The sequence below is a fragment of the Paenibacillus sp. DP01 genome (assembly GCF_044784315.1).
GTDB classification, from domain to species: Bacteria; Bacillota; Bacilli; order Paenibacillales; family Paenibacillaceae; genus Paenibacillus; species Paenibacillus polymyxa.
This window is the reverse complement of sequence record NZ_CP173059.1, coordinates 4136991-4163863: the sequence shown is the minus strand read 5'-3', so window position 1 is coordinate 4163863 and position 26873 is coordinate 4136991. Positions and strand designations below refer to the sequence as shown.

At 47.0% G+C, this 26873-nt stretch carries 21 protein-coding genes and 1 pseudogene; 16 read left to right on the top strand and 6 right to left on the bottom strand.

Annotated elements, in window-relative coordinates; genetic code table 11:
- Positions 1-144 precede the first annotated feature (144 nt).
- From ACH59B_RS18245 to ACH59B_RS18225, 5 genes are all read left to right on the top strand, one after another.
- On the top strand, positions 145-6933 hold the full coding sequence (locus ACH59B_RS18245; RefSeq protein ID WP_242211242.1) for a WIAG-tail domain: 6789 nt from the start codon (positions 145-147) through the stop codon (positions 6931-6933).
- 157 nt (positions 6934-7090) lie between these two features.
- Complete coding sequence (locus ACH59B_RS18240) at positions 7091-7588, top strand: hypothetical protein (RefSeq protein WP_167438600.1); 498 nt, start codon at positions 7091-7093, stop codon at positions 7586-7588.
- A gap of 193 nt (positions 7589-7781) precedes the next feature.
- Entirely contained in the window at positions 7782-8492 is a 711-nt protein-coding gene (locus ACH59B_RS18235) for a response regulator transcription factor (RefSeq protein WP_404302310.1), read from the top strand.
- 2 nt (positions 8493-8494) lie between these two features.
- Positions 8495-9874, top strand: coding sequence for a HAMP domain-containing sensor histidine kinase (locus tag ACH59B_RS18230; protein ID WP_016821907.1), 1380 nt, complete (start codon positions 8495-8497; stop codon positions 9872-9874).
- Positions 9875-10087: 213 nt separating this feature from the next.
- The gene (locus ACH59B_RS18225; RefSeq protein ID WP_016821906.1) at positions 10088-11155 is read left to right on the top strand and encodes an ABC transporter ATP-binding protein; all 1068 of its coding nucleotides are present in this window, start codon (positions 10088-10090) and stop codon (positions 11153-11155) included.
- A gap of 146 nt (positions 11156-11301) precedes the next feature.
- Here the strand turns inward: ACH59B_RS18225 and ACH59B_RS18220 are convergent, their stop codons facing one another.
- Positions 11302-12585, bottom strand: coding sequence for a polysaccharide lyase family 1 protein (locus tag ACH59B_RS18220; RefSeq protein ID WP_016821905.1), 1284 nt, complete (start codon positions 12583-12585; stop codon positions 11302-11304).
- A 399-nt stretch (positions 12586-12984) separates the two neighbouring features.
- Here ACH59B_RS18220 and ACH59B_RS18215 point away from each other — a divergent pair, with 399 nt between their 5' ends.
- Positions 12985-13722 carry a cyclase family protein gene (locus tag ACH59B_RS18215; RefSeq protein ID WP_017426786.1) on the top strand — a complete coding sequence of 246 codons (738 nt, stop codon included), beginning with the start codon at positions 12985-12987 and terminating at the stop codon, positions 13720-13722.
- A gap of 123 nt (positions 13723-13845) precedes the next feature.
- Here ACH59B_RS18215 and ACH59B_RS18210 read toward each other — a convergent pair whose 3' ends face one another.
- Entirely contained in the window at positions 13846-14259 is a 414-nt protein-coding gene (locus ACH59B_RS18210; protein ID WP_017426787.1) for a DUF4183 domain-containing protein, read from the bottom strand.
- Positions 14260-14708: 449 nt separating this feature from the next.
- Between ACH59B_RS18210 and ACH59B_RS18205 the strand changes: the two genes are divergently transcribed.
- Complete coding sequence (locus ACH59B_RS18205) at positions 14709-15341, top strand: DUF4183 domain-containing protein (RefSeq protein ID WP_404302306.1); 633 nt, start codon at positions 14709-14711, stop codon at positions 15339-15341.
- A gap of 39 nt (positions 15342-15380) precedes the next feature.
- Here ACH59B_RS18205 and ACH59B_RS18200 read toward each other — a convergent pair whose 3' ends face one another.
- Both ACH59B_RS18200 and ACH59B_RS18195 read right to left on the bottom strand, forming a co-directional pair.
- Positions 15381-15593, bottom strand: a complete 213-nt coding sequence (locus tag ACH59B_RS18200) for a hypothetical protein (protein WP_404303996.1) — start codon at positions 15591-15593, stop codon at positions 15381-15383.
- A gap of 3 nt (positions 15594-15596) precedes the next feature.
- Positions 15597-15962 (bottom strand): annotated as a pseudogene (locus ACH59B_RS18195) (hypothetical protein); the annotation flags it as partial.
- A gap of 231 nt (positions 15963-16193) precedes the next feature.
- Here ACH59B_RS18195 and ACH59B_RS18190 point away from each other — a divergent pair.
- The 3 genes from ACH59B_RS18190 (at position 16194) to nfi (ending at position 18221) form a co-directional block, all read left to right on the top strand.
- The gene (locus ACH59B_RS18190) at positions 16194-16778 is read left to right on the top strand and encodes a TetR/AcrR family transcriptional regulator (RefSeq protein WP_404302305.1); all 585 of its coding nucleotides are present in this window, start codon (positions 16194-16196) and stop codon (positions 16776-16778) included.
- 74 nt (positions 16779-16852) lie between these two features.
- Complete coding sequence (locus ACH59B_RS18185; RefSeq protein WP_017426791.1) at positions 16853-17434, top strand: NAD(P)H-dependent oxidoreductase; 582 nt, start codon at positions 16853-16855, stop codon at positions 17432-17434.
- 82 nt (positions 17435-17516) lie between these two features.
- Entirely contained in the window at positions 17517-18221 is a 705-nt protein-coding gene (gene nfi / locus ACH59B_RS18180; RefSeq protein WP_019688247.1) for a deoxyribonuclease V, read from the top strand.
- 90 nt (positions 18222-18311) lie between these two features.
- On the opposite strand, the gene ACH59B_RS18175 is transcribed toward nfi, so the two are convergent.
- Positions 18312-18641, bottom strand: a complete 330-nt coding sequence (locus ACH59B_RS18175) for a hypothetical protein (RefSeq protein WP_013372497.1) — start codon at positions 18639-18641, stop codon at positions 18312-18314.
- A 251-nt stretch (positions 18642-18892) separates the two neighbouring features.
- Positions 18893-20086, bottom strand: coding sequence for a glycoside hydrolase family 5 protein (locus tag ACH59B_RS18170; protein WP_102998986.1), 1194 nt, complete (start codon positions 20084-20086; stop codon positions 18893-18895).
- A 337-nt stretch (positions 20087-20423) separates the two neighbouring features.
- Between ACH59B_RS18170 and ACH59B_RS18165 the strand changes: the two genes are divergently transcribed.
- From ACH59B_RS18165 to ACH59B_RS18140, 6 genes are all read left to right on the top strand, one after another.
- Positions 20424-21440, top strand: coding sequence for a substrate-binding domain-containing protein (locus ACH59B_RS18165; protein WP_016821895.1), 1017 nt, complete (start codon positions 20424-20426; stop codon positions 21438-21440).
- A gap of 338 nt (positions 21441-21778) precedes the next feature.
- Complete coding sequence (locus ACH59B_RS18160; RefSeq protein ID WP_404302301.1) at positions 21779-23023, top strand: PTS ascorbate transporter subunit IIC; 1245 nt, start codon at positions 21779-21781, stop codon at positions 23021-23023.
- 73 nt (positions 23024-23096) lie between these two features.
- Positions 23097-23438 carry a cupin domain-containing protein gene (locus ACH59B_RS18155; RefSeq protein ID WP_404302299.1) on the top strand — a complete coding sequence of 114 codons (342 nt, stop codon included), beginning with the start codon at positions 23097-23099 and terminating at the stop codon, positions 23436-23438.
- A gap of 153 nt (positions 23439-23591) precedes the next feature.
- Positions 23592-24035, top strand: a complete 444-nt coding sequence (locus ACH59B_RS18150) for a HEAT repeat domain-containing protein (protein ID WP_031462005.1) — start codon at positions 23592-23594, stop codon at positions 24033-24035.
- Positions 24036-24309: 274 nt separating this feature from the next.
- Positions 24310-26070, top strand: a complete 1761-nt coding sequence (locus tag ACH59B_RS18145; protein ID WP_090889768.1) for a sensor histidine kinase — start codon at positions 24310-24312, stop codon at positions 26068-26070.
- A 2-nt stretch (positions 26071-26072) separates the two neighbouring features.
- Entirely contained in the window at positions 26073-26873 is an 801-nt protein-coding gene (locus ACH59B_RS18140; RefSeq protein WP_090889765.1) for a response regulator, read from the top strand.

Below are 26873 nucleotides of genomic sequence, written 5' to 3'. Positions count from 1 at the left end.
TTTTAACTTTTAACAATTTTTTTTCAAACGTGGATTTCAGTAAGTATCCTTTTTACCCAAAAGTGTATCCCTGTACAGGGTGGCAAGTGCCTAAGAGTCTGCATATGATGCTGTAACGATAAACATGAGAAGGGAGAGAGCTGCTTGAAGAACAAGAGCCGCAAAACCAACAGAAACAAAAAGCCGCTCTATCGTGTAATTGACCCGGATATGAATGAGTTAAGTATGATACAACGCTCAAAGCCACTGCCTGCGGAGAGGGAGACAGAAGCAAGACTTCATCAAGTTGCTTCTCCGCCTCCCCCAACTACAGAGGAGTCGGAGCTACAGACAGTTGTCGAGCCTGAAGTCGAGGCTCTGCAAGAGAAAGAGATTGAGGTTGCAGAGGTAGAGGAGACTCCAGCTTTGATGGAAGAACCTCCACTGCCAGAGCTAGAACCAGAGCTAGAACTAGATCCAGAACCGGAGCCGGAACCGGAACCTGAACCTGAACCAGAGCCAGAACCAGAACCAGATCCAATTGATGTGGAAGAAATTTTGAACAATAAGAAGGCTCCACATGTAAACAATGCTTTCATCTATACAGACGATTTGAGTGATCTCGCTGTGACGGGTGAGAAGATCGCTCCTGCTTCCATAGATTCCAGCAAGCTGAAACAAGAGAGTATTCAAACGGAATCTTTAGCAGATTATGCTGTTCATACCATTAAAATAGCTGACGGTGCTGTGACTGCTTCGAAGATTGCTCCCGACTCCATTACGGTCGAGCATCTGTCGGACGCATCAGTGGCTGGCAGTAAATTGCAGGATCGCTCTATTAGTGGTGAAAAACTTCGGGATGGCAGCATCACTCCAGAAAAGTTGGCGGATAAAATTATTAGCGGCGATCATATTGCCAATGGCTCGATTGAGAGTCGTCACTTCAAGCAATGGATCGTGTCTTCAGATATGCTTCAAGATCAGTCGGTCACCTCAGATAAAATTCGCAGCGGTACGATTCAATCGAACAATTTGGCGAATGAAGCTGTTGATAGCTCCAAGCTGGGTGATCAGTCTGTGACCACCTCCAAACTGCGGGATGGGGCTGTGGATGGAGCTAAAATCCAGGCAGGCAGCATTGAGAGCGCACACCTGACCGAGCATGCCGTTCTTGCCCGGCATCTAGCTCCGGGTTCGATTAATCGCAAGCAGCTATCCAACGGTATTGTAGGCCGAGAACAATTGGAGGAAGGCGTTGTCAGCGGACGTCATCTGGAGTCTGAGGCAGTCACCAGTACGCACATTCAGGCAGGAGCGATTGAAAGAAAGCATCTCAGTCCCGGCTCCATCGGGGAAGAGCAGCTTGGAACGGGCCAAGTGACAGCACGGCATATCGCGGATCGGAGTATTCAATCCAATAAACTGGCAGATCAGTCTGTAGGCTCATTGCAAATTGTCGATCAATCCGTCACTTCATCCAAAATATCGGATCAGAGCATTCTCCCACACAAAATTGCCGATGAGGCGGTACTTACCAGACATATTGCAACAGCAGCCATACAAGGACCCCAAATTTCTCCAGAGGCAGTTTCTTCCGTGCATCTTCAATCCGAAATTATTCGGAAGGATCATATCGCATCAGAGGCGGTTACGGAGCAACATTTGCATTCCGGGGCTGTGACAAGCGAGAAAATAGGGAAGGGTGCAGTTCTGGATCACCATGTGGCGAATCAGGCTATCAAGGAAAATCACATTGCTTCGAGCGCTATTAAGTCTGACAAAATCGCTGACGAGGCGGTTATAGAAACTAAAATTAGCACAGGGGCGGTAACCGGAAATAAAATTGCGTCTCAAGCCGTTACCCACGTACACATTGCAACGGGAGTCATCCGTGAAAACCACCTTGCCGACAATAGTGTGGGCGGAAAGGCGTTACAGGCTCAAGCGGTGGACTCAACTCATTTGGCCCAGAGCTCTGTACAGAGCAAGCATCTTGGGGAAGATAGTGTCGGAACTGCGGCGTTGCAAGAACAGTCCGTTACCGCAGACATACTAGGCGAAGGCGCTGTTCAAACCGCGCATTTGGCCAGCGGTGCGGTATACTCCCACCATTTGCAGGATCATGCCGTTACTTCGTTGAAACTATCGCCGGAAAGTGTGGCTACGGATAAAATTAATGATTTGGCAATTACTGCGCCTAAGTTAGCTGAGGGCAGTGTCACTTCCTCCAAGCTGTCTGCTCGTTCTGTGCAGCCATGGCATATTACAGATAAAGCGGTGCTAAGCAACCATCTGGCTGTTGAGGCAGTGGAGGCGAATCATCTTGCTCCGGAATCCGTCACCTCCAACCATTTGCAGTCTGCTTCGATCCAAACCAAACATCTCGCCCCGGATAGTGTGTCCGGCCATGCCCTTCAGTCGGAAAGCGTCACTTCCGAGAAGTTAGCGGCTCGGGCTGTGCAGGCTTCCAACCTGGCGGAAAACAGCGTGGGACCCGGACATTTGGCTGCACAGGCCGTACACACCAGACATTTGGCCGCAGGAGCAGTAGAGGACACGATATTAGCCCAGAATGCTGTCAAGTCTGAGCATCTTGCAGCAGAATCCATCCAATCCGAGCACTTGCAAAGCGGGATCATTCAGGGAGAACATATTGCATTGCAAGCTATAGCGACTCCGGCCATACAGGATGAAGCGGTTACCTCTGCCAAACTGTCAGAGGAAAGTGTAACCTCCACTAAGCTGTCAGCCCATGCAGTGCAGTCCGGGCATATTATGGATGAAGCTGTACAAAGCAACCACTTGGCTGTGGCAGTTGTGGACTCGACCCACCTGGCATCTGGAGCGGTCACCTCGGTGCACCTACAGGCCTCCTCGGTGCTTACGAGACATTTGGCCCCGGATAGTGTATCCGGTCGTGCGCTTCAAGCGGAAAGTGTTACCTCGGAAAAGCTGGCAGCCCGCTCGGTACAAGGAATGAATCTTGCAGAAGGCAGTATCGGCCCTTCACATCTATCTGTGCAGTCCGTACACACGCGGCATTTGGCAGCTGGAGCGGTACAGGATAGAGTGCTGGCAGAGGGAGCAGTGAAGTCCGTGCACATTGCCCCGGAATCGATCCAGCCGCACCATCTGCACACTGAAGCCATTCAGGGCGAGCATATCGCATCCCAGGCCATATCGACCGATGCTTTGCAGGATGAGTCCGTTACGTCTGATAAATTGGCGGATGAGGGTGTGACTGCCGCCAAACTGTCGGCCCACTCGGTACAGTCGTGGCACATTACAGACGAAGCGGTGCAAGGAAATCATTTGGCAGAAGAGTCCATCCAGTCGAACCATCTAGCGCCGGAAAGTGTAACCTCAGCCCACTTGCAGTCTTCGTCAGTGCTCACGAGCCATCTGGCCCCGGATAGTGTGTCCGGCCGTGCGCTACAAGCGGAAAGCGTCACCTCGGATAAGTTGGCAGCCCACTCAGTGCAAGGAACGAATCTTGCGGAAGACAGCGTCGGCCCGTCACATTTGTCTGCACAGTCGGTACACGCCCGGCACCTGGCAACAGGTGCAGTACAGGATACAACGCTGGCAAAGGGAGCAGTGAAGTCGGTACACATTACCGCGGGGTCCATCCAGCCGCATCACCTGCACACTGGAAGCATTCAGGGCGAGCATATCGCATCCCAGGCCATATCGACCGATGCTTTGCAGGATGCGTCCGTTACGTCTGATAAATTGGCGGATGAGGGTGTGACTGCCGCCAAGTTGTCGGTCAACTCGGTACAGCCGTGGCACATTACAGATGAAGCGGTGCAAGGAAATCATTTGGCGACAGAAGCCATCCAGTCAAGCCATCTGGCCTCGGAATCCGTTACCTCTCGCCATTTGCAGGCTTCCTCAGTGCTTACGAGCCATTTGGCGCCAGATAGTGTATCCGGTCGTGCACTACAGGCGGAAAGCGTCACCTCAGAAAAGCTGGCAGCGCGCTCGGTACAAGGGACGAATCTTGCGGAAGGCAGCATCGGCCCGTCACATTTATCGGCACAGTCCGTACACAGCCGGCATCTGGTAGCCGGAGCGGTACAGGATAGAGCGTTGGCAGAGGGAGCAGTGAAATCTGTGCATATCGCTCCAGAATCGATCCAGTCGCACCATTTGCACACTGGAAGCATTCAGGGCGAGCATATCGCATCCCAGTCGATATCGACTGATGTTTTACAGGATGAGTCCGTTACGTCTGATAAATTGGCGGATGAGGGTGTGACTGCCGCCAAGCTGTCGGCTCACTCCGTACAGCCGTGGCACATTACAGATGAAGCGGTGCAAGCTAATCATTTGGCAGAAGAGGCCGTTCAGTCGAGCCATCTGGCGCCGGAATCTGTCACCTCAGCTCACTTACAACCTTCGGTGATACTTGCGAGCCATTTGGCACCAGAAAGTGTATCCGGTCTTGCGCTACAAGCGGAAAGCGTCACTTCGGAAAAGCTGGCAGCGCGCTCGGTGCAAGGGACGAATCTTGCGGAAGATAGCGTCGGTCCTTCGCATTTGTCCGCACAGTCGGTACACACTCAGCATTTGGCAGTCGGCGCAGTCCAGGATACAGCGCTAGCCGAGGGGGCAGTGAAGTCGGTACACATTGTCCCGGAATCGATCCAGCGGCATCATCTGCAAACTGGAACCATTCAGAGCGAGCATTTGGCATCCCAGTCGATATCGACCGATGCCTTACAGGATCAGTCCGTTACGTCTGATAAATTGGCGGATGAGGGTGTGACTGCCGCCAAGCTGTCGGCTCACTCGGTACAGCCGTGGCACATTGCGGACGAAGCCGTGCAAGCCAATCATTTGGCACAAGAGACCATCCAGTCGAGCCATCTGTCACCGGAATCTGTTACCTCAGCCCACTTGCAGTCTTCGGCGGTGCTTGCGAGCCATCTGGCTCCGGATAGTGTGTCTAGTCGTGCGCTACAAGCGGAAAGCGTCACCTCAGAGAAGCTGGCAGCCCACTCGGTGCAAGGAACGAATCTTGCGGAAGGCAGCGTCGGCCCGTCACATCTGTCTGCACATTCGGTACACACCCAGCATCTGGCAGACGGTGCAGTCCAGGATACAGCGCTAGCCGAGGGGGCAGTGAAGTCGGTACACATCGCCCCGGAATCGGTCCAGTCGCACCATCTGCTTACTGGAACCATTCGGGGAGAGCATCTGGCATCTCAGTCGATATCGACCGATGCCTTACAGGATGAGTCCGTTACGTCTGATAAATTGGCAGATGAGGTCGTGACAGCTGCCAAAATATCTCCACATTCCGTCCAGCCATGGCACATTACGGATGAAGCCGTGCAAGCCAATCATTTGGCAGAAGAGATCGTTCAGTCGAGCCATCTGGCGCCAGAGTCCGTCACCTCAGCCCACTTGCAGTCTTCGACTGTGCTTGCGAGCCATCTGGCCTCGGATAGTGTGTCTAGTCGTGCGCTACAAGCGGAAAGCGTCACCTCGGAGAAGTTGGCGGTCCACTCGGTACAAGGGGCGAATCTTGCGGAAGGCAGCGTGGGTCCTTCGCATTTGTCCGCACAGTCGGTACACACCCTGCATTTGGCAACTGGCGCAGTACAGGATACAGCGCTGGCAAAAGGTGCAGTGAAGTCCGTGCATATTGCCCCGGAATCGATCCAGTCGCACCATCTGCACACTGGAACCATTCAGGGGGAGCATCTGGCGTCCCAGTCAATATCGACGGAGGCCTTACAGGATGAGTCCGTTACGTCCGACAAACTGGCAGATGAGGTTGTGACAGCTGCCAAAATATCTCCACATTCCGTCCAGCCATGGCACATTACGGACGAAGCCGTGCAAGCCCATCATTTGGCAGAAGAGACCATCCAGTCGAGCCATCTGGCGCCGGAATCTATCACCTCAGCCCACTTGCAGCCTTCGGCAGTGACGATCCAGCATATTGCGCCAGGGAGCGTATCTGTTCACGCGCTCCAGGCAGGCAGCGTGAACGCTGAGAAGCTTGCGCTTCGCGCGGTGCGTGCTTCGAATCTGGCGGAAGCCAGTGTAAGCTCCGTACATTTGACAGAGCATGCCGTGCACTCCCAGCATTTGTCCGATGGGGCGATTCAAGAGTCAGCACTGGCAGAGGGGGCTGTGCAGTCCCGTCACATTTCACCGGATTCTGTTCAATCTGAGCATTTGCAAGCAGGAGCTATTCAGTCACAGCATATCGGCTGGCAGGCGGTGTCAGAGCAAGCTATACAGGATGGAGCAGTGACGTCCGGCAAACTCGCAGATGGAACGGTGGAGTCCCGCCATGTGGCTGAGGAGGCAATTGAAGGTCAGCATATTGCAAAGGAAGTCATTGATTCGCACCACATAAAGCCCGGCTCGGTGACACTGGATCAATTATCCACAGATATTCATCTCTCGGGGCTTTTACCGGAGGAAGGGATCAGTGGCGACAAACTTCAGGCAAACAGTATATCCCGCGGCCATCTGCAGGATCAGGTCGTCAACAGTGAGGTGCTAAGCCCAGAAGCTGTAGGTCCAGAGCATCTACAGGCTGCTGCGGTACAAAGTCATCATATGGCAGAGCAGAGCATCGAAGGTCATCATCTGGCAGAAGGTTCCGTTGGCTCACGTGAGCTGGAACTGAATGCAGTGACACCGGAGCATTTGAGCATCACCCCGGTTCGTACTTGTGCGAACCAGCCTGCATTACAGCAGTTTGGCAGAGCGCCGTTTCTTTTAAAAGGAAGCGAAGGAGAGACGGAAGTAACCATTGTATTTGGGGAGCCATTTGTGAACCCGGACTACACGTTGGTAGCGATGACGAACCATCCTCTCTTTCATGCAACACTGAAATCCCAGACGACTAATGGAGCGGTGATCGTTGTAACCAAGTGGAGTGAAACCGCGCATAACTACGGTATTATTTCCTGGATTGCCATCGGTTAGTGGAGATGATGGTTGCAACACTTATAGCGTGCAGACTCATGTGTTTTCCAGATACAGAGCTGCACGCTTTTTCATATACTTTTCACATATTTGCTCCACAATTATCCCGAATTCTCCTGATAAGCTAAAGATACTTTAAAGGAGAGGTGATTCAATCATGAAAAAATGGACTAAAAATGCAGCAGCCGTATTGACCGTAGTAAGCGTACTGGGAGGAGCAAGCAGCGCATTCGCCGCTACAGCAACCACAACTCCAGCCACCCCTGCACCAGCCATCAAAACTCCTGCGGTTACGACTCCTGCTAGCAAAGCACCGTCAAAAGCGCCTGCAACGAAAACACCTGTGGTGAAAGCACCTGTTAAAAAAGCTGCAACAGCTCATAAAGCAACAACCAAAGCAAAAAAAGCTCCTGCCAAAAAAGCCATTGCGAAAAAAGTGGCAAGCCACAAAGCAAAAGCAGTGAAAGCAAAACACCGCACAGTTAAACATCATGTGAAAAAACATAACGCTGTTCAACACAAGGTAGCAGCACATAAAACTCGTGCACAACATGTCGTAGCTAAAAAAGTAACCCATAAAGTTCCAGTAAAAAAAGCAGTCCCAGCCAAAACTGCTCCAAAGGCAGCAGCTAAAGTAGTAACAACTAAGAAATAAGGTAGAAAATAAGGTAGAAAATAAGGTAGAAGTGTAGTTAGCTTTCAGTTCACCTGGCATATACAGCAGCGATTCATGATAAGAAAAGACGGGACCGGGAACGGTATACCCGTCTTTTGTCTATTCTGCTGGGCTTCTGTTAAGCTTAAAGAAAGGATGCTAGCATCCAGAACAACGGCAAGGGGTTAAGGCCATGACAAAAATAGTAGTAGTGGATGACGATGTGTTCATTTTGCAATTAATATCTGAATATTTGAAAAAAGAGTCCTACGAGGTAACTTCCTTTTCCAGTGGGAAAACATTGGTAGAGCATATCCGAACAAACCGTCCAGATTGCCTCGTGCTTGATATTATGATGCCGGGCATTGACGGGCTTTCTCTATTGACTCAGCTTCGTGAGTTTACAGAAATGCCGATCATTATGATCTCCGCGCGCGGAGAGGAAGGTGACCGTATCCACGGGCTGGAATTGGGATGCAGTGATTTTTTGACCAAGCCCTTTAATCCAAGAGAGCTGGTGGGAAGGGTCAAAGCGATGCTGAGACTGAGCAAGGCGGGCACGTCTGCATCCGATGACAAGCAAGCAGCAGAGAGCACAAATCTTTGCCATGCAGGCAATCTGTGCATTTTTGCTGACTTTCGTAAAGTTACAGTAGACGGACAAACGTTAAATTTGACCTCACGTGAATTCGACCTGTTGCTGTTTCTTGCGAATCATCTGGAAAGGCCTTTTGGCAGAGAGCATTTGATTCAGCAGGTGTGGAGCTATGACTTTATAGGTGATGTGAGAGTCGTAGATGATCTGGTCAAACGTATTCGCAAAAAGTTGGCAGAGTACCACTCCACGCTTGTTATTAACACGGTATGGGGATTTGGATATAAAGCAACGGTTCAGGAGATGTAGCCATGCGTACGATGAGAGCCAAAATTCTGCTGTCCCTGTCCATTGCCATGCTGATTACTGTCTGTATTACGGTGGTCTTATTTATTAGGCTCATCGATGACATTCTGGTGAATCAGGCCAAATCCAAGCTTCATGAGCAGGCACGCAAAGCCGTCCACATTATGAGTGACGGAGGCTTTGATCGACTGGATAATGCCGAATTTAACTATGTTATCAAGGGTGTGCTTTTATCTGCCGATTACTTTATTTTAAGCACGGATAACCGCATCATCGACTCCAGCGTCTCTGGGATGGAAGGCAAAAAGATCGAGCATTTGCTTTTGACCCGCCAAGGATTTTTTGCATCGGTTCATCCGTCTGCCCACGATCTGGTTACTACACATGAAGGCGTTGCGGTGCTTCAAGGTAAAAAGGTGTTGTTTACGAATGAAGAACTGCCCGGACAACCTTTCCGCATCTTTGTATACTCACCCTTATCTTCTTTGAGAGCCCTCTATGTACCGTTAATGAGAACTACGTTACTATCGATCGTAGCGAGTTTTCTGGTGATTCTCGTTATTGGTCTGATGATTGTTTCACGTCTGGTGCGTCCACTCAAACGATTGAAAGAGGCGGTAGGCAACTATGAGCCGAATCAGCCACAGGATAGTGAGTTTCCGCAGGCGGACAAAAGCGAAATTGGCGAACTAATAGGCACCTTTCATTCCATGTCCGCCCGCATTCAGCAGCACCACCACAGCCAAATTGAATTTCTGCAAAATGTATCACACGAGCTAAGGACACCGTTAATGTCCATTCAAGGTTATGTATATGCTATTCAGGATCAAGTGGTATCCCAGGACGAGGGACTGAGCATTATTAAAGTGCAATCCCAGCGATTAATTGATATGGTGGAAAAGTTGCTTCAGCTATCGAGGCTGGAGGCGCTGAATGAGGAATGGCCTGTCTCTCTGATTGATCTGAGAAGTATGGCGGAGGACGCTGTTCATCTATTGATGCCGATGGCCAGTGAACGCTCTATCTCGCTTCGAGTGGAGGGAGAGGGTCTGCATGTGGCCGTTCCGGCTGAGCAATTATTTCGCATGATATTGAATTTGCTGCAAAATGCAGTTCGACACACCTCTACGGAGGTTGTCATTCATTTGGAGACGGGGACAACGGCGGAGGTTGTGTGGGTTATGCATGTAGATGATGATGGGAGAGGACTAACCGAGTCTGAAGCAGCCGAGGTGTTTGGAAGATTCTATACAGGATCAAATGGCGTCACGGGACTAGGATTGGCCATCTGCCGTCAAATAGCCTCCCGACTGAATGGAGAACTACTTTGTACACGATCGCCATTAGGTGGTGCACGCTTCAGTTACATTCAACACATGTTATAAATGAGGCAAAAATGGTTAAAAATGATCACTTTTTCGCTTATATATACCACTAACATGACATATCATGAAAGGTTTTTGGTGATATTTTAGATATTGCTTGACTGGCAGGTACTAAAATGAGTAAAATTATTCGTATATACCTTGACTCATGAACGTCGTTTTTTTAGATAGTGGTCAATAATAGTGATGAATAATAAATGAAAGAGTGATGAGATGAACCGCCTTTTGGAAGTGAAGGACTTAACGATATCTTTCAAGACCCGTCAGGGACTAGTGCAGGCCATTCGTGGCGTAAACTTTCATGTCAATAAAGGAGAGACGCTGGCGATTGTCGGTGAATCCGGCTCAGGCAAAAGCGTAACCTCACAAGCTGTTATGAAGCTGATCCCGACCCCTCCAGGCATTTATCAAAAGGGTCAAATTATGTTTGACGGACAAGAGCTGATTAATAAAACGGAAAAGCAGATGCAAAAAATTCGTGGTAAGGAAATTGGCCTGATTTCTCAGGACCCAATGACTTCACTTAACCCGACGATGAAAGTCGGTAAGCAGATCACGGAAGTGCTTTTCAAGCATGAAAAGATATCCAAGGACGCTGCTCGCAAGCGGGGGATTGAATTGCTGAATCTGGTAGGTATTCCGCATCCTGAACAGCGTTTTAACCAATATCCGCATGAATTTAGTGGCGGTATGCGTCAACGTGTCGTCATTGCGATGGCATTGGCTGCTAATCCGAAACTTCTGATTGCCGATGAGCCGACGACTGCGCTGGACGTAACGATTCAAGCTCAAATTTTGGAACTGATGAAGGATCTTCAGAAAAAGATTGATACTTCTATCATCTTTATTACTCATGACCTCGGTGTTGTGGCGAAGATGGCGGATCGCGTTGCTGTTATGTATGCAGGGCAAATCGTGGAAACAGGTACGGTTAATGAAATTTTCTATAACCCAAAACATCCATATACATGGGGACTCCTTGCTTCCATGCCTAGTTTGGACAGCCATGGTCAGAAGCTGGCTGCCATCCCGGGAACACCACCGGATCTGCTTCACCCACCTGTAGGGGATGCGTTTGCAGCCCGCAGTTCTTATGCCATGAAAATTGACTTTGAGAAAGAGCCTCCGCTCTATCAATTGTCTGATACACACTTTGTGAAATCATGGTTGCTTCATCCAGATGCACCTGCAGTTGAGCCACCAGAAGCGGTGAAGGCTAAACTTCGCAAGCTGGATAACGCATTTGAAAAGCCGGTTTTAGTTGAACAATACGGCAGTTAAAGCAATATATAATTTATAAATAAACAGATGATAAATAAAAAAAGGCTGTTTCCTCCGTATGGAATAATATTACGGAGGAAACAGCCTTTTTGGTGTAACACCACAGGTTGCATGAGTCTGTGGTGATTTGTATTATGCGGTAGCGCTTACAGCTTGCCGGAACCGGCTTGGGAAGTGACCTCTGCCTTCACGCTGGCGGATGGGGAAATTTTATCGTTCAAGGATGGCTTCCAGCCTACAGAGGAGCTAAGACCCGCGCTGGAGCCTGCGTTTACGGCCTGTCCATTCAGAAGTGTGCCAGTATCTGACAAGGCAGTCCCACCAAAAACAGTCACAATTTTGGCTGCGGATAGTCCCGCAACGTCAATGACATTGTTTTCAGCAAAGATTTTGGAGGATTTGCCTGCGCCCCATATATACAGCGTAGGGTATTCAGAGCGTTTTACATCACCTGTATAGTAATTGTTATAGAGATGGACTTGTCCATAACGTACGCGCGGTGTGCGTTGTACTGTATTCTCATAATAATTGTGATGCAGGGTTACACGTAAAGCCCCTTCATCTGCTGTTTTGCTGTCGCTGTTGCCGATAATGGATGTTTTGTCATGATCGTAAAAGTGATTGTATGAAACGGTAACCAGATCACCTTGGTTAATCACATCGAGCAGTCCATCATGATGTTGGTATTCTTGACCGTAGAAGGTGCCGTTTCCGCTATCGGGGTGAGCCCCGTCATTGAACGTATTGTGATCCACCCATACATGCGTAGCTCCGTTAATGGTAATGCTGTCATATTCTGAATTCCAGTTGCCTGTACTGCCGTCAGTTGGGTCCCACTGCGGGAAATAATCGTAGGCATCCTGAAACTCAATATTACGGATAATGACGTTGTCTGTACCCTTTTTCAGTTGGAAGTTTGCACCATTAATGATAGCATTGTTGCCCAGACCGACAATCGTTGTATTGGATGGGATTTCAATAACGATACGACTAGCTTGATTCTTCTGTGATGCCTTACGTGCGTCTTCCAATGTACCAGAAGGAACCTTTTTACCCCATGTAGACGGATCATACGCCTTGAGATACGCATTGAAATCATACTTAGGGTCTTTGTAATCGTTCAATCCTAGCGCTTTATTATTGTCATCGACATTGGCATTGATTGTACCTTTGACATAAATAATTTTAGGTGTAGTGTTGCTGCTTTTGCCTAACGCATCGACAAGTTGTTTGCGGTTCGTTACGGTGAAAGTATTGGAGGAAGTAGCAGTAGCTCCACCTGTCGTGCCTGTAGAAAAGGCGGCCCAACCGTTTTTGCTGCCAAGTGTCTCCTTGCCAATATCGCTTGCTGCATGAGCAGGTGCACCCATAGGAGCCAGAGTAGCGAACAATAACACGGCTGCGATTCCGAGTGAACATCTCTTTTTCATAAAATACCTCCGTATATTGGATAAATGGAGTAGACGAACGAGGGAGTCCCGGGTGCTCCTGTAGTTTCTACATGTTCTATCATACTTTGTGTACCAGTATTTGTTAATATAATAAAAGTTACATACTAAAATTTTTGTCGAATTTTTAAATAATTCAATAGAGACCTTCTTTTTCCAATCAAAATGCATACATATAAATGAAAACGTTAACAATCATAGGAAATGGGAATTGTATATATGATTATATGGAGTTATTTCAGTGAATAAAGATAAAATAGTTTTTCTGATAATGTTAACGATTCCAAGTCAAAAAGTGATGAAAAATGACAGGAGAATTATGGATTTTTGTAGTATCCTCAGGTACAATGCTTGTAATAAAGCTGAGGAGGAATCGGCATCATGGCAGAGGATTTAGCAAATGTATTGAAGTTGTTGAAGCAAAAAGAGTGGGTGGACTTGTCCCATGCCTTTTATCCTGAAATTCCCCATTTTCCGGTCTTCGATAACGTTCAGGTGGATACCTTGTTTACCCACGACGATGGCTTTTTTGTAAAACAATACTGCTTTCCAGGGCAGTATGGAACTCATATTGACGCTCCCGTTCATTTTGTGAAGGGGAAACGTTATTTACATGAGCTTTCGTTGAAGGAACTGGTTTTACCGCTGGTAGTCATTGACCGTTCAGCAGCCGTTGCAGCCAATTCCGACTATGAGCTTACGGTCGCGGATATTCTGGATTTTGAAAAAGAGCACGGACGTATTGCCGAACAGTCCTTTGCCGCCTTTCGCAGTGATTGGAGCAAGCGCTGGCCTAATCCAGATGCCTTCTCGAACAAGGACAATGCCGGAGATGCACACTGCCCAGGCTGGTCGCTGGATGCGCTGCGCTTTTTGGTAGAAGAACGGAATGTTGCTGCTATCGGACATGAAACACTGGATACGGACTCCTCTGTAGCTTATCGAAAAGCGGGCAAACTGGTAGGGGAATATTACATATTGGAGCAGGATCGATATCAAGTTGAGGTGCTGACAAATTTGGACAAGCTGCCTCCGACGGGCGCAATCATTTATAATATCGTTCCGAGCATTCAGGATTCACCCGGTTTTCCGGTGCGCTCCTTTGCTATTTTGCCTTAATCTTGAGCTTAAAAGACCGACTCAGATATCGACATCTGAATCGGTCTTTTTCTAGCATATACGGGGTAGTGTACAGCGTGAATGACCATTCAGTCCGGCTTGGTTCAAAATCATTGAAACGCCTTATGTGATAATCGTTACAGTAGGGGCCGAGATGGTAGGCTGAGTGGTGATAGTAGAGGTTGTACCGCTAAAATCTGCTATTTCTATAACAACCGGGACACCTGGTGTAATATCTACGGAGGCAATGACCAGACTTGCTGTGGAGAGGGTGAATAAGGAGCTCTGCTGAATGACTCCGTTAATATAATAATTAGAAGAATCTGTGGCTGTTAATGCCGGTAAAGCAACCACGGGAGCATCGGCGTCATCTACGAAGCTGGCAGCAGGAACAGTTGTTTCTGTTGCTCCGATCATCCCGGCTGTAATGGTTGCAAAAAAACGGGTGGTTGCTGGGGTTATGGTCGTGGTTATAGCACCCCCCGTTGACACTGGAGCCGTAGCTACTGCTGTAAATACAGGTTTTATGATTGGCATAGTTCTCATCTCCTTTCTTTACTGGTATGTGGTATGAGCCATTCGCTGGCTCTTAATCAATAAATGATTTTTCAACCTATTCGGAAACGGCATATGAACCTTTCTATTAATAATAGGGTAAATGGAGAAGGCCCTATTTTACTGCACAAAAAATGAAAGCGAATACTTGGAATCTGCATGCTACAAATGCCTAAGACCCTAATGGGAGATGTGCATACAATACATAAGCATGAGAGGAGGAGGTGTGTACGGCTGGTATGAGGAGACGTGATGCATCACTAAGAAGGCAAGGAAAGAGAACAGTACATTGCAAGATCAACAAACGAAAAAAGTGTAAGCCCAGGTATCCATTCAAAGGTAAAACAAAAACGGGGTTGCATGCCCAAAAGCATCCAAAGCTAATTATTATACAACGTCGCTTCAGAAATACTCCTGCTAAACGGAAGAGGATGGAGCATACAGGAAAGCAAGGTATGCCCTGTTCAGCAGGTCTTCCAGGTGAAGCAGGGGTGCCAGGAACGCCAGGAGTGCCAGGAGTGCCAGGAGTGCCAGGAGTGCCGGGAGTGCCAGGAGTACCAGGAATACAGGGTCCTGCAGGAACACAGGGAGCACCGGGAGTGCCCGGTCCAACTGGAGCTCAAGGTAGTGCAGGCGCAACAGGTGCACCCGGTCCTACCGGAGCACAGGGCGTAACCGGTCCTACCGGAGCACAGGGCGTAACCGGTCCTACTGGAGCCCAAGGTATAACGGGTCCAACCGGTCCGGCACCTGACATCTCCAATATTGAAATTGTCCCTATGGCTGAGAGGTATTTTTATTTTACTCCTGATCCGATTGAATCTTCAGTCACGATTATGGCGGATCAATTTTCTGTAGATGGTGTGCAAGGAGCTTCTCAGAGGTTTCATGTCGGAAGCAATAGTTATGCTAATCTGTATATTAACGGAATGTTACAAGAAAGAACGTTGTTCAGCTTGACACCTTCATCGCTGACGATTCACCTCGGCGAAGGGGAGACAATTTCCTCCGGCACACCTATTATTGTGGAAATTGTTCAATTTAGTGTGCGATACAGTGCATGACATCGCTCGCGATAAATACTTCAAGTGATGGGCATTATTTTAAAACCAAAAATGGTTATAGGGTGCAGGTCCTTCAATACGAACACCGAGTTGTTCGGCTGCCTGTCTGGGCCAGAATGGATTACGCAGCAGTTCCCGGCCTACCGCAACCAGATCCGCCCGACCATTACGCAAAATTTCCTTGGCTTGAGTACCGTGAGTAATCAAGCCTACGGCTGCGGTAGCTATACCAGCAGTCTGACGAAATTCAATGACATCTATTCCAGCTTGCGAAGCCCGTACAGCGGCATCTCTGAAGGCAAGCACAAGATTATGGATTTCTTCTAAAGACAGTGCGGAGGTCGCCCGTTCGCGGTGAGGCAAACCAGAGGCGGATACAGCTGTTTCTTGAGGCAACGAGCCCTTGCGTCCGACATGCCAAAGCTGGAGACCGACTTTAGAGCCTTGGTCATGAATGGCTTGCACCACTTTTTGCAGCGGGGAAATGTGCTCGTCGCTCCATATGCCAAGGCTGCCTGAATCTTTTCCCTGCTGGGTGACTGCATGCACTTCAAGCATGATTAGCCCCACTTGTCCTAGCGCCCGAGCGCCGTAATGCAGCGTATGCCAATCGGTTGCTTTTCCGTCCTCTTTATTTACGGTTCAGAACGCCCGCTTTTATTCGGTTACATATGTATTTTATAGGAATAAAATGAGGCGATACACGTATCATTTAACGTATTCATGACCATTCACTTATAAAAACATGGTATTTTAGGTTTATTACAATGGATTTTAAATTAAGCACTTAGACAGGATGAGCATGCATAAACATGACTTGCATTTTAGTTAGTATTAACTTACTATAATTTTATGAACAAGAAAACACATGTAGACAGCAAAAAGAAAGATATTCTGCAGGCAGCGATGTGCTTATTTGCAACCAAAGGGATTGACGGGATTTCAGTCAAAGAGATTGGAGAGGCTGCCGGTGTGACGGATGCCGCGATTTATAAGCATTTTAAGAGTAAAGATGCAATGGCCTTGGAGGTATTTGGGCAATATTGTAATAGCTACACCACCTTAATTGACTTCTATCGCAAGCAGAGTGGGAGCTTCGTCAGCCGTTTCCATCAACTGGTGGATGAAGTGCTGAATATGCATGATGAGGACCAGTATGGATTGCTTCTACTATCACAGCATCATGAGCTGTATGTTGAAGCAAGCCAGAGCCAGAATGTGCGTCAGCCGCTGGAGGCGTTGACTGAATTCATCGAACAGGGGATTCAACAAGGTGAACTGCCGAAGCAGGATGTTCAGCTATCCGGTGTGCTCATCATTGGAGCCATTACACGCTTGTCCGTGTCCAGCCTGGAAGGGGAACTTCCACAGCTACTGGCTCCATTGGCAGCAGAGGTCAAACAACGTTTAACTGCTTTATTAAGAAAAGGTCTGTAGTGACCTTTTCTTTTTAAATATAAAGTTAGTGTTTTCTAACTAAAGTCATAATATGAAGGTAGGAAGTGGCTTATATGTCTAAAAAAATATTGGTGATTCAAGGGAATCCGGTCGATGGTAGTTATGGAGAAGCGCTGGCTCAATCCTATGTAAAAGGAGCGAAGGCTGCAGGAGCAGAGGTTCGTTTGTTGCAGCTATCCGCGTTGGACTTTAATCCAAATCTATTAGGTGGATATCGTAATAAATTGCCGTTGGAACCTGATTTGATCCAAGCACAGGAGTCGATTAAATGGGCAGAACATCTCGTTTTTGTCTTTCCAATCTGGTGGGGCAGCTTGCCTGCATTAATGAAAGGATTCATTGACCGTACCTTTATGCCGGGGTTTGCGTTTAAGTATCAAAAAGGAAAACCCCTGCCTGACAAGCTTCTAAAAGGAAGAACAGCCCGCCTCATTACAACGATGGACGGTCCGCACTGGTACTATCGATTTTTCCAGGGACAGCCTGGGCACCGGATGATGAAGGATTCCACGTTACATTTATGCGGTGTCAAGCCAGTGCGTTCTACGACCATTGATCTTATGAATAAGAGGACAGATCAACAGCGTAACGAATGGCTGAGCAAGGTTGAGCAGCTAGGACGAAGCATGAGCTAGGTTTTCGCCATCTCAATAGCAAACACGCTGATCCATTAACATATAGAGGACATTCGGAAAATTACATTCTAAGAGGATAGAAATGAGGCACAGAAAAATGGAACCAATCATAAATCATGAATGGGATCTAGATGAAAAAGAAGCGGTGAAATTACAGCAGGAGTTATCTTTAAAAGTTACAAAAGAAGATCGATTCCCTGAAATTCAATATGTTGCTGGGGTAGACGTGGCATACAGTGAACAAAGTGATCTCTTAGTTGCGGCCATCGTGATTTTAGATGCTAGCTCATTACAAGTAGTGGAATCCATAGTGGTTGAAGATGCTGTCTATTTTCCCTACATCCCCGGATTGTTTTCATTCAGGGAGCTGCCGCCTATAGTAAAAGCATTGAAGCAAATCAAGACCTTTCCCCAGCTGGTGGTCTGTGATGGACAAGGAATTGCCCATCCTAGACGATTCGGATTAGCCAGTCATTTAGGTGTTATATTTGATATTCCTACAATTGGATGTGGTAAAACGAGGCTATGGGGTGAATTCGAAGAGCCATCTCGAGAACGAGGGGCATGTTCGTTATTAATGGATCATGAGGAGATTATCGGCGGGGCGTTAAGAACCCAGGACAACATTAAACCTTTGTTTGTATCTGTAGGGCATCGTATTTCATTAGAAACGGCCTGCAACTGGATATTAAAGCTTTGTCCACAATATCGCTTACCTGAGACCACTCGACAAGCTGATCAGCTTGTGAGAAAAGCTTTATCACAAATAAACCAGGGGAGTATCTGATCATAATCGCTCTACATAAGGGAAAACACCACAGTGGAGCAACTAGCTCGCATTGTGGTGTTTGGAATAGCTCATGTTTTGCAATCAACGTTATATAAATATCGATGCAACGATTAAAATAAATCCGATCGCTAGACCGGCAGGGCCCCAATAATGCATAGGGATAAAAAACAGACTGTGCTGGGTTCCCATTCGATAGCGTTGTCCTGTTTCCATATCAACGAGCACCTTGTCCGAGTCGGCGTTAAGTGCTTTACCCAAATACCAGATAATAACTCCCGACACAATGAACACAAAAGCCATCGGCAGCCGGGAATCTATGGAGTCAAGCCCAAGAGCGGATACTAAACTGCCGACAATAACGAATAAAATTCCTGGAATAATGATATTTAAAATACCAAAGCCCTTCCAAATAATCACATGAAAACTTCCTTCCTAATTATGTTTACGTTCATGGTGAGTCTCTCGTCGAAATGATTTTCACATCCAACATATGTATTTATCGGTTAAAAGAGAGATTTAGTTTACAATATGACCCATTCATTAGGGAATTTACAATGTGTAAAACTGGAAATGGAAAAAGCCGTTTCTCCACCCTTTCGTAGTTCCAGCACAAACTGGACTGAAGGAGGAAAATCAGCTTTTTTAATAATCGGATTGAAGTCCTGTGCCTATTCGGCTGCTGCTTTCGCTTGCTCCGCTACGAAAACAACAGGCTTCATAATCCGGCTCAGCATATCCTGCTTTGGACGATTCCAGGTAACCCAGTCATCCAGCAGCAGACCGCCTGTGTCGCCGCTATTCGGATTCAGGGACCAATACGTAAAGTACAGGTTGTTGGCACCAATATAGTCTACGAGTGCATTTTGCCATTTACCCTCAGGGGAAGACGAATCGACATTGCGACCGCCGAATTCACCAACCAGCACTGGAGCTATGTTTTGCTTACTGATGTAGCCCCAGGTTTGATCCCAGATTGCTGGCAGGTTGGACGGGAAGGTCGAGTCGTTGAACCATGGCTGCGAAGACACACCAGGACCATAGTCATGTGGTGAATATACGACACGGTTCGGCACGTCCAGTACGACAGGATAATTAGCCACACCTGTCAGGTTGCCGCCCCACCAATATTGGCTGTTGTTGCCTTGTACATTATGGTCCACACCTTCTACGAGAATCAGCCAATTTGGATTCACGGACAGAATGGCATTCCCTGCACGCTGCGCCGCGAGACGCCAGTCTGTGGAGACATCGCCTGTTCCCCAGCTTGCCTGACCGTGTGGCTCGTTGTGTAAATCTGCACCGATGACGGTAGGATTGTTTTTATAACGTTCAGCTAACATCTTCCAGTCGCTGATCCAGCGGGACTCAGGATACTGAGAGGTATACCATAGCTCGGATTGTCCACCTGAGCCTGGGCGGTGACGGTCAAGGATAATCTGAATACCGCGTTGTCCAGCTTTTTCGATCAGCTTGTCCATAATTTGAATCGGAGTCAATCCGACCAGATCAGGATTTTTGTAGTAATCAATACTGTCAGCACGGGAGCTGGAATCAAATAACTGATTGCTGTAAGGCAGACGGATGAGATTATAGCCTTCCTTTTTCACCTGATCCAGCATGTCGTCCATTGAGCGGCTCCACAGTCCATGCAAGGTGTAATTAGGGGTTTCCAGGCCGAACCAGTTCAGACCGTTAAATGCGGCCTCTTTCCCGGATTCATCTACAATCTTGTTTCCTTGGGTGTGATAATATCCTTTCACGCTGGCTGCATCTGCCGAAGGTGGAGTGTACCCATACAGTGTAAGGCCCATAACGAGGGAGGCAATGACGAAAAATGTTTTTTTGAACCCTTTTTTCTTCATGATTCTTGCTTCCTCCTTTATATAAATGATATTGTAACCGATTACATTTTCATTTTATGTTCAAATCTTCCATCAAACAAGTTCATAAAATTCGTATATTTTTAAGATTTTGTTCGAAATTATTAGATTTGCAACAAGGTATATTTAGGTTAGGAGTCCAGCATTTATGGGGTAGGGGTATGGGGTGAAGGCACGTTTCAACTCATATTTATTATATTTTCCTCCTGTAAAAGAAGGTATATAATAAAGGAAATTCACATTACATACAGGTTGCAGAGTACAGATATAGTGAAAATGAGCACATGCCTAATACGCAAATATAGAAAGGGGGGGAATCATGGTAACAACGATGAAAGAAGTCGCAGAACGTGCAGGGGTGTCGAAGAGCACAGTTTCGCAGTTTCTGAATAAAAGATACAACTATATGAGTGAAAGCACCAAGAAGAAGATTGAGCAAGCGATTGAGGAGCTCAGTTATATTCCCAATGAGGTGGCGCGCAGTCTCAAGCAAAAGAAGACTTTTATTGTGGGGGTTATTTCTTCAACTATTTTGTCGAGATTTACAACAGAGATTGTGCGCGCGATTGAAGATGAATGCCAACTGGAAAATGTCCAGGTCATTGTCTGCAATACTGATGATGATTCCCTCAAAGAGAAAAAGTACGTCCAGTCGATGATTGCTCGGCAAGTGGATGGACTTATTATTTTTCCGACAGAAGAGAACAAAAAATTATATGTTTCCCTTGTCAAAAGTGGCTATCCGTTCGTGTTTGTGGACCGAAAAATTGATGAAATCAGCGTAGACACGGTGCTGTTGAATAATGAAAAAGCTAGCGAGCTTGCGATTGAAGCACTGATTGAGCATGGTCACAAAAACATTGGCATCATCACGTTTCCTCTAGGCAAAAAAGCGATTACTACACGAAGTGAGCGGCTATCCGGCTATAGGAATACACTCGGCAAACATGATATATCCGTGCATGAAAACTATATTAAAAGCGGCAGGCTGGATGAAATGCCTGATCTTATTAGACAACTATTTCATATGGAGAACCCGCCTACCGCAATCCTTGCTACGAATGACATGATTTTGGAGCAGGTGCTGATCTATGCCAAAAATAATCATCTGACCATACCTAACGATTTTTCCTTGATTGGGATAGATGATGTATCCTTTGCATCTTTTTATAATCCGCCGATCACTACCGTTTCCCAGCCGAGTTTTGAAATGGGGAAAAGAAGTGCGAGGCTACTGCTCGATAAAATCGATCAAAAAGAGCAGGAGCAGCCCTCAGAAATCATCCGTTTGAATCCGGTCATTAACCACAGAGAATCTGTCCAAAAGTTAAACTGAATAGTTGGAATAAGTATTTCTTCTTTTTGAAAACGTTTTTATGGATTCTATTGTAAAAAGAAAATAAAGAGCTATAATGATCTTATGATTCGAGTCATGAATACCCTTTCATGTATGTATGTTGCTGAGTGTAGTGATGACTGTAGTGATGACTGTAACTTAAAAGAGGGGAGGAGTGAACCCTAAACGGAAATTTATGATTTAACTTGTACTAAAATTCACAAAAGGCAGTTCTACTTCTTTTTACATTCCCGGAAGGGAAATTTTTTTCAAGCATTACTAAATCGATTTAGTAAGAATGAAAAATATATAAAAGAAGGTCGGAGATCACTATGGAAATGTTTATGAGCATTATCAGGGAGCCATCCATCATTATTGCGATTGTGACATTACTCGGTCTCGTATTCCAGAGGAAGAAAGTATCCGAGATCATAACGGGAACCACCCTTTCTTTCATGGGCTTCACCATGATCAAGGTCGGCGGCGGAATTTTAGGAGGCGTGCTCACCAACTTCAGCCAAATATTTTCTTTTGCGTTCAACCTTAAAGGTGTCGTACCAAGTAATGAAGCTATCATGGCACTGACCATTGATCAGATCGGGGCGGATGCTGCACTCATTTTACTCTTTTCCATGATCCTTAACATCGTGCTTGCGCGCCTGACCAAGTTCAAGTACATTTATTTGTCTCTTCACTTGATTCTGTTCATGAGCTTTGCCGCTACAGCCGTTATGAAAGGTCTGGGTCTCAGTTCGCTGACTACAATCATCGTTGGTTCTTTGGTCATTGGGAGCTACATGGCGGTGTTTCCTTACCTGCTCCGGAATGCCAGCAAAAATATTATTAAATCGGATGAATATACAATTGCTCATGCTTCCATGACTTCTTACATTCTCGGTACCTATCTAGGAAAAGTTTTAGGCAATCGTGAACATGACACCGAAAATGTAAAAATAAATGACCGCATCAGTTTTTTGCGTGATCCCAATGTGGCAACGACCTTGACGATGCTGGTGCTTTTGTTGGTATCTGGACTGGTTGCTGGTTCTGATTATGTCAGCAAATTATCTGATGGCAAAGAATACCTCGTCTTTATCCTCGAACAATCAGCTACTTTTGCTGCCGGCTTGTATATCGCAAAAGCAGGTGTTAAGCTGTTCACGACTGAAATTGTACCTGCTTTCAAAGGCTTCTCCCAAGTGTTCGCACCTGGAGCAATCCCTGGTGTAGATGTTCTGGTACTGTTCGACAAATCACCTAATTCCGCGTTGGTAGGCTTCTTGGTCAGCTTTTTCACAGGTGTTGCCTGCGTCTTTCTTTTCCCGCTTATCGGACTGCCTGTTATTGTACCGGGGATCATGGCCTGTTTTCTCGCTGGCGGTGCAGCCGCGATATTTGGCAATTCCAGCGGTGGTTTTAGAGGAGCAGTCATTTCCAGTTGTCTTAATGGCTTCTTGCTCTGTCTGCTGCCGGCTCTCACCTTGCCGCTCTTTTCTTTTTTGAGTGCCGAAGGAGTGACATTCGCCGATCCCGACTTTACTACCCTTTCCGGATTACTTTGGCTTATTTTCCGCTGGTTTTAAACTAAACCGATTTATGAATATTTAAAAATAACTCATCTAAATAAATTGGGTTCTAAATGAGGAGGAATGATTCATGTTTTTTAACGACCAAGATATTCTAATGGATACAGTAGACAGTAATACAACCCGGAAAGTGTTGGCCCACAGTGACCAGTTGATGTATGTCAAAGTGATGTTTGCTAAAGCTCAAACTGGGGAAATCCTGTTGCATAAGCATGTCCATGAACAGGTCACTTATGTATTGAAGGGAAGCTTTAAGTTCATGATCGATCATGGCGAAACAAAGGATGTGCAGATTGTTAAAGAAGGAGACAGCATTCATTTTCCATCTGACACTCTTCATGGCTGCATCCCGCTGGAGGATGACGGAATTCTGCTAGATGCATTTACACCAGCACGTGCGGACTTCTTATAAATCTCCTTACTAAGCAAGGCTCTTATTAAATTGGAATCCGCTACATTTCATTCTGATCTTTTTTAGAAGAAGACCTGCAAGTATGTTATATTTAACAAACGGCAATCGTGATAAACAGCAGTGTAGTGATTTTTAGAAAAGGATGAGATTATTTTGGAAAACAACGAAACTCAGCAGGAATTTGCAGAAGTATATGAGCAGCTTAAGGTGGCTGCAAACCGAACCTCCGATTGGAAAGCGCGTCTAGCTGCGGTGAATGATCTGGGTGCATGGAAGAACCAGCAGACAATTGACTTGCTGACGCACCGAATGAATAATGATATGGTATATGCTGTTCAGGAAGCCGCTTACCACAAGCTTCAGGAATGGGGAGAAAACGTACGGCCGCCTGTGCGCAAAGAGGGTGAGCTTGTTAAGGGGCTGACGAAGATTCTGGTGCGGATTAAAAAAAGCCTGCCAGCCGACCATACCTATAACGATTTTCGCGAGAAGCTGCACAAGATGAGAGTCGATATTTATGACGCATATGAAGGTGACAAGGGTGCTGAATTTGATCAGTGGCTGGAGCAAAAATGGGCTTCGTTATCCACAAGATAATGTCTGAACCCTGTCATTGAATGTAATGCTGAGGATTATTATTGGTAATGCAAACGAAGTCTTAACAAGGATAAGGTGTTATCTTTGTTAAGGCTTTTTTAATATACATCGTTATTACGTGTTATTATCAAACGTAATGAATCCAAAGAGGGCTGGCCGTTTTCATTAATCTCTGCTAAAAAGATGCCAACAAAGGGGAACGATGCGCTAGAATAGAAAATAGAAAGCGCTATCATTATCAACTTTTCTGCAATGATTCAGGGGGAGAAGGCTTATGCGTTCAAGGTTCCAACCATTAAACACATTGCGTAATCAGATTTTTATCGGCTTTATATTGGTGATGCTCATTATGATGAGTGTGGCGGGGGCGTTCATTTACCTCAATGTCTCTGACCTGTTAAAAGACAGCGCCGAGCGGCATATTGGTCAGACCGCAGTACAAGCAAGTGGCAGACTGGATGCATTAATCGGCCAGATGGACAGCCTGACAGAACAAGTGGCGAATCATCCATCTGTTCAGCATATTTTGCTGGAAGAGCGCAATGGAGGCAAGGTGACTTTCGGACAGCGTCAATCGCTACTGCAAGTGATGCATAGCTATCAGGCTTATATGCCGAGCGTCGGCTCGCTGGAGCTGTATACCGCCGAAGGGAAGATGTTGTTTCCAATTAGAGAAGGCAGTCTGGAGGACCGTATCGGACAGGCGGACATTCGGGAAGCAAATGAGATGAAAGGCAGGCTGGTCTGGATCGGCATAGATCCTGAAAACCCCCAGTCGCTGCTGGCGATTCGGCAGGTGAGCCTGGTGGATCGCTGGTTTTCACGCGGAGGATATCTGATTACCCGCATGGACCGAAGTTATTTTGGGCTAAATGGTACGTCAGCGACCAATGAAGAAGCAAATGAAACCATGCTGCTTGTAGATCGTGGAGGCGAGTTGCTATCGGGTGAGCCTATGAATCAGACTAATTTGTTAGATGTATTGCACAGCAAGACACAGACGGTTCATATTGGAGAGCGCGAGTATGTGAAGGCAGTTCAGCAATCGGAACGGACAGGATGGTCGCTGCTGATCCTCATTCCAGTTAGCGTCGTCACAGACGGAATTACGGTTTTACGGACGACACTTATTATTTCGGCGTCTCTTGGTGCCGTATTGTTCCTGTTCATGTCTTTTATGCTGTCAACATTGATTACCAGACCGATAGGTCACTTGATTCAGGCCATGCGTCGTTCACGGGAAGGGGCATTGGCCCTGAATCCAGAACCGGCAGCAGCGGTTGAACTACGGGAATTAAATGCAGAGTACAACACGATGATTGTCGATATCAATGAATTGATCCATGTCATTTGCGAGAAGGAGGCTTTACAAAGCCAGACCGAGCTTAAAGCACTGCAAGCGCAGATCAACCCGCATTTTCTTTTTAACACGCTGGATGCTTTTAACTGGTCGCTACAGGAGAAGGGAGAGGAAGAACTTGCCGGGCTGATGGTGTCCATGTCGCGGCTGTTTCGTTATGTGATCGAACCGGCTCACCATGACTCTTGGGTGACACTTGGAGAAGAAATAGCACAAGTCCGTCGTTATCTGGAACTGATGGAGATGCGCCTGGGCGAACGCCTGAGCTGGCAAATTCATATGCCACCAGAGGCAGCAAGAATTCCGCTTCCTAAGCTGCTGATCCAGCCCATTTTAGAAAATGCAATCTTACATGGTGTCGAAAATCGCATCGGCAATGGCCGTGTTGAAATTCGAATCACTCCTTCGGCGAGGTTGGGCTGGACTAAGATCGAGGTAGTAGATAACGGACCTGGAATGACACAGGAGGAATTTGCAGCTGTGCGTACAGCGTTGATGGAGGGATCTGCTTGTCAGAGCAAGGGAACTGGTATGGGACTGGTTAATGTGCAGCGCAGGCTTGCTCTCTATTATGATAGCGCATCTTATCGAACGGACGGCGTGCTGATCCACAGTGCTGTGCAGGAAGGAACTGTGGTCGCTTTTGAAATTCCTGATGAATACGGGGGGCGGTAGGAATGCGTTTTTCATCCAAGACCATTGTTATTGTGGACGATGAACAAAGAACACGTCAGGGGATACATCAGACACTGGAGCAGTGGGCCTCCGGGAAATACCGAATTATGACATCGGGGAATGGCCTGGAGGCATTACATATGCTGCAAGCGGAGAGGGTTCATCTGCTGATTACAGATGTCCGTTTGCCGGAATTCAGCGGGCTGGATTTAATTCGTTCTTTGGAACGGGAGTCATATCGTCCGGCGATTATTGTGATCTCGGGATATGCGGAATTTGATTATGTCCAGCAGGCGCTTCGTCTCGGAGCCGTTAATTACTTGCTCAAGCCGATTGATAAGCAGGAGCTACTGAATGCGGTAAATGAGGCGCTTCAGCTGGAAGAGGAACGGCAGCGATACAAGAAGCTGGACAAGCTGGCTGACCCTGTTCTGCTGGAGCTTGACCTCCAAGCGACTACGCTTAGCGATCCGGTACGGCGAGCCTTCGCCTATATGGCGGAGCATCTACACGAGCCCATTACGATGGCACAGACTGCGGCGCATTCACACCTGAATGCGAGCTATTTTAGTGTTTTATTTAAGGAGCAAAGTGGTTTGTCCTTCAGCGAATATCTGCACCGGTTGCGGATTCAACGGGCCAAGGAGTTGCTGCTGCATACCCAGTTGACGATTGCCCAGATCGGCGAGCGCTCAGGCTACCGGACAGATAAATATTTTATTAAAGTATTCAAAGCGACCGAGGGGGTAAGTCCCAGCCGCTATAGGCAGCAGATGCGTAAAGGACCGGAGAATATCGACTGA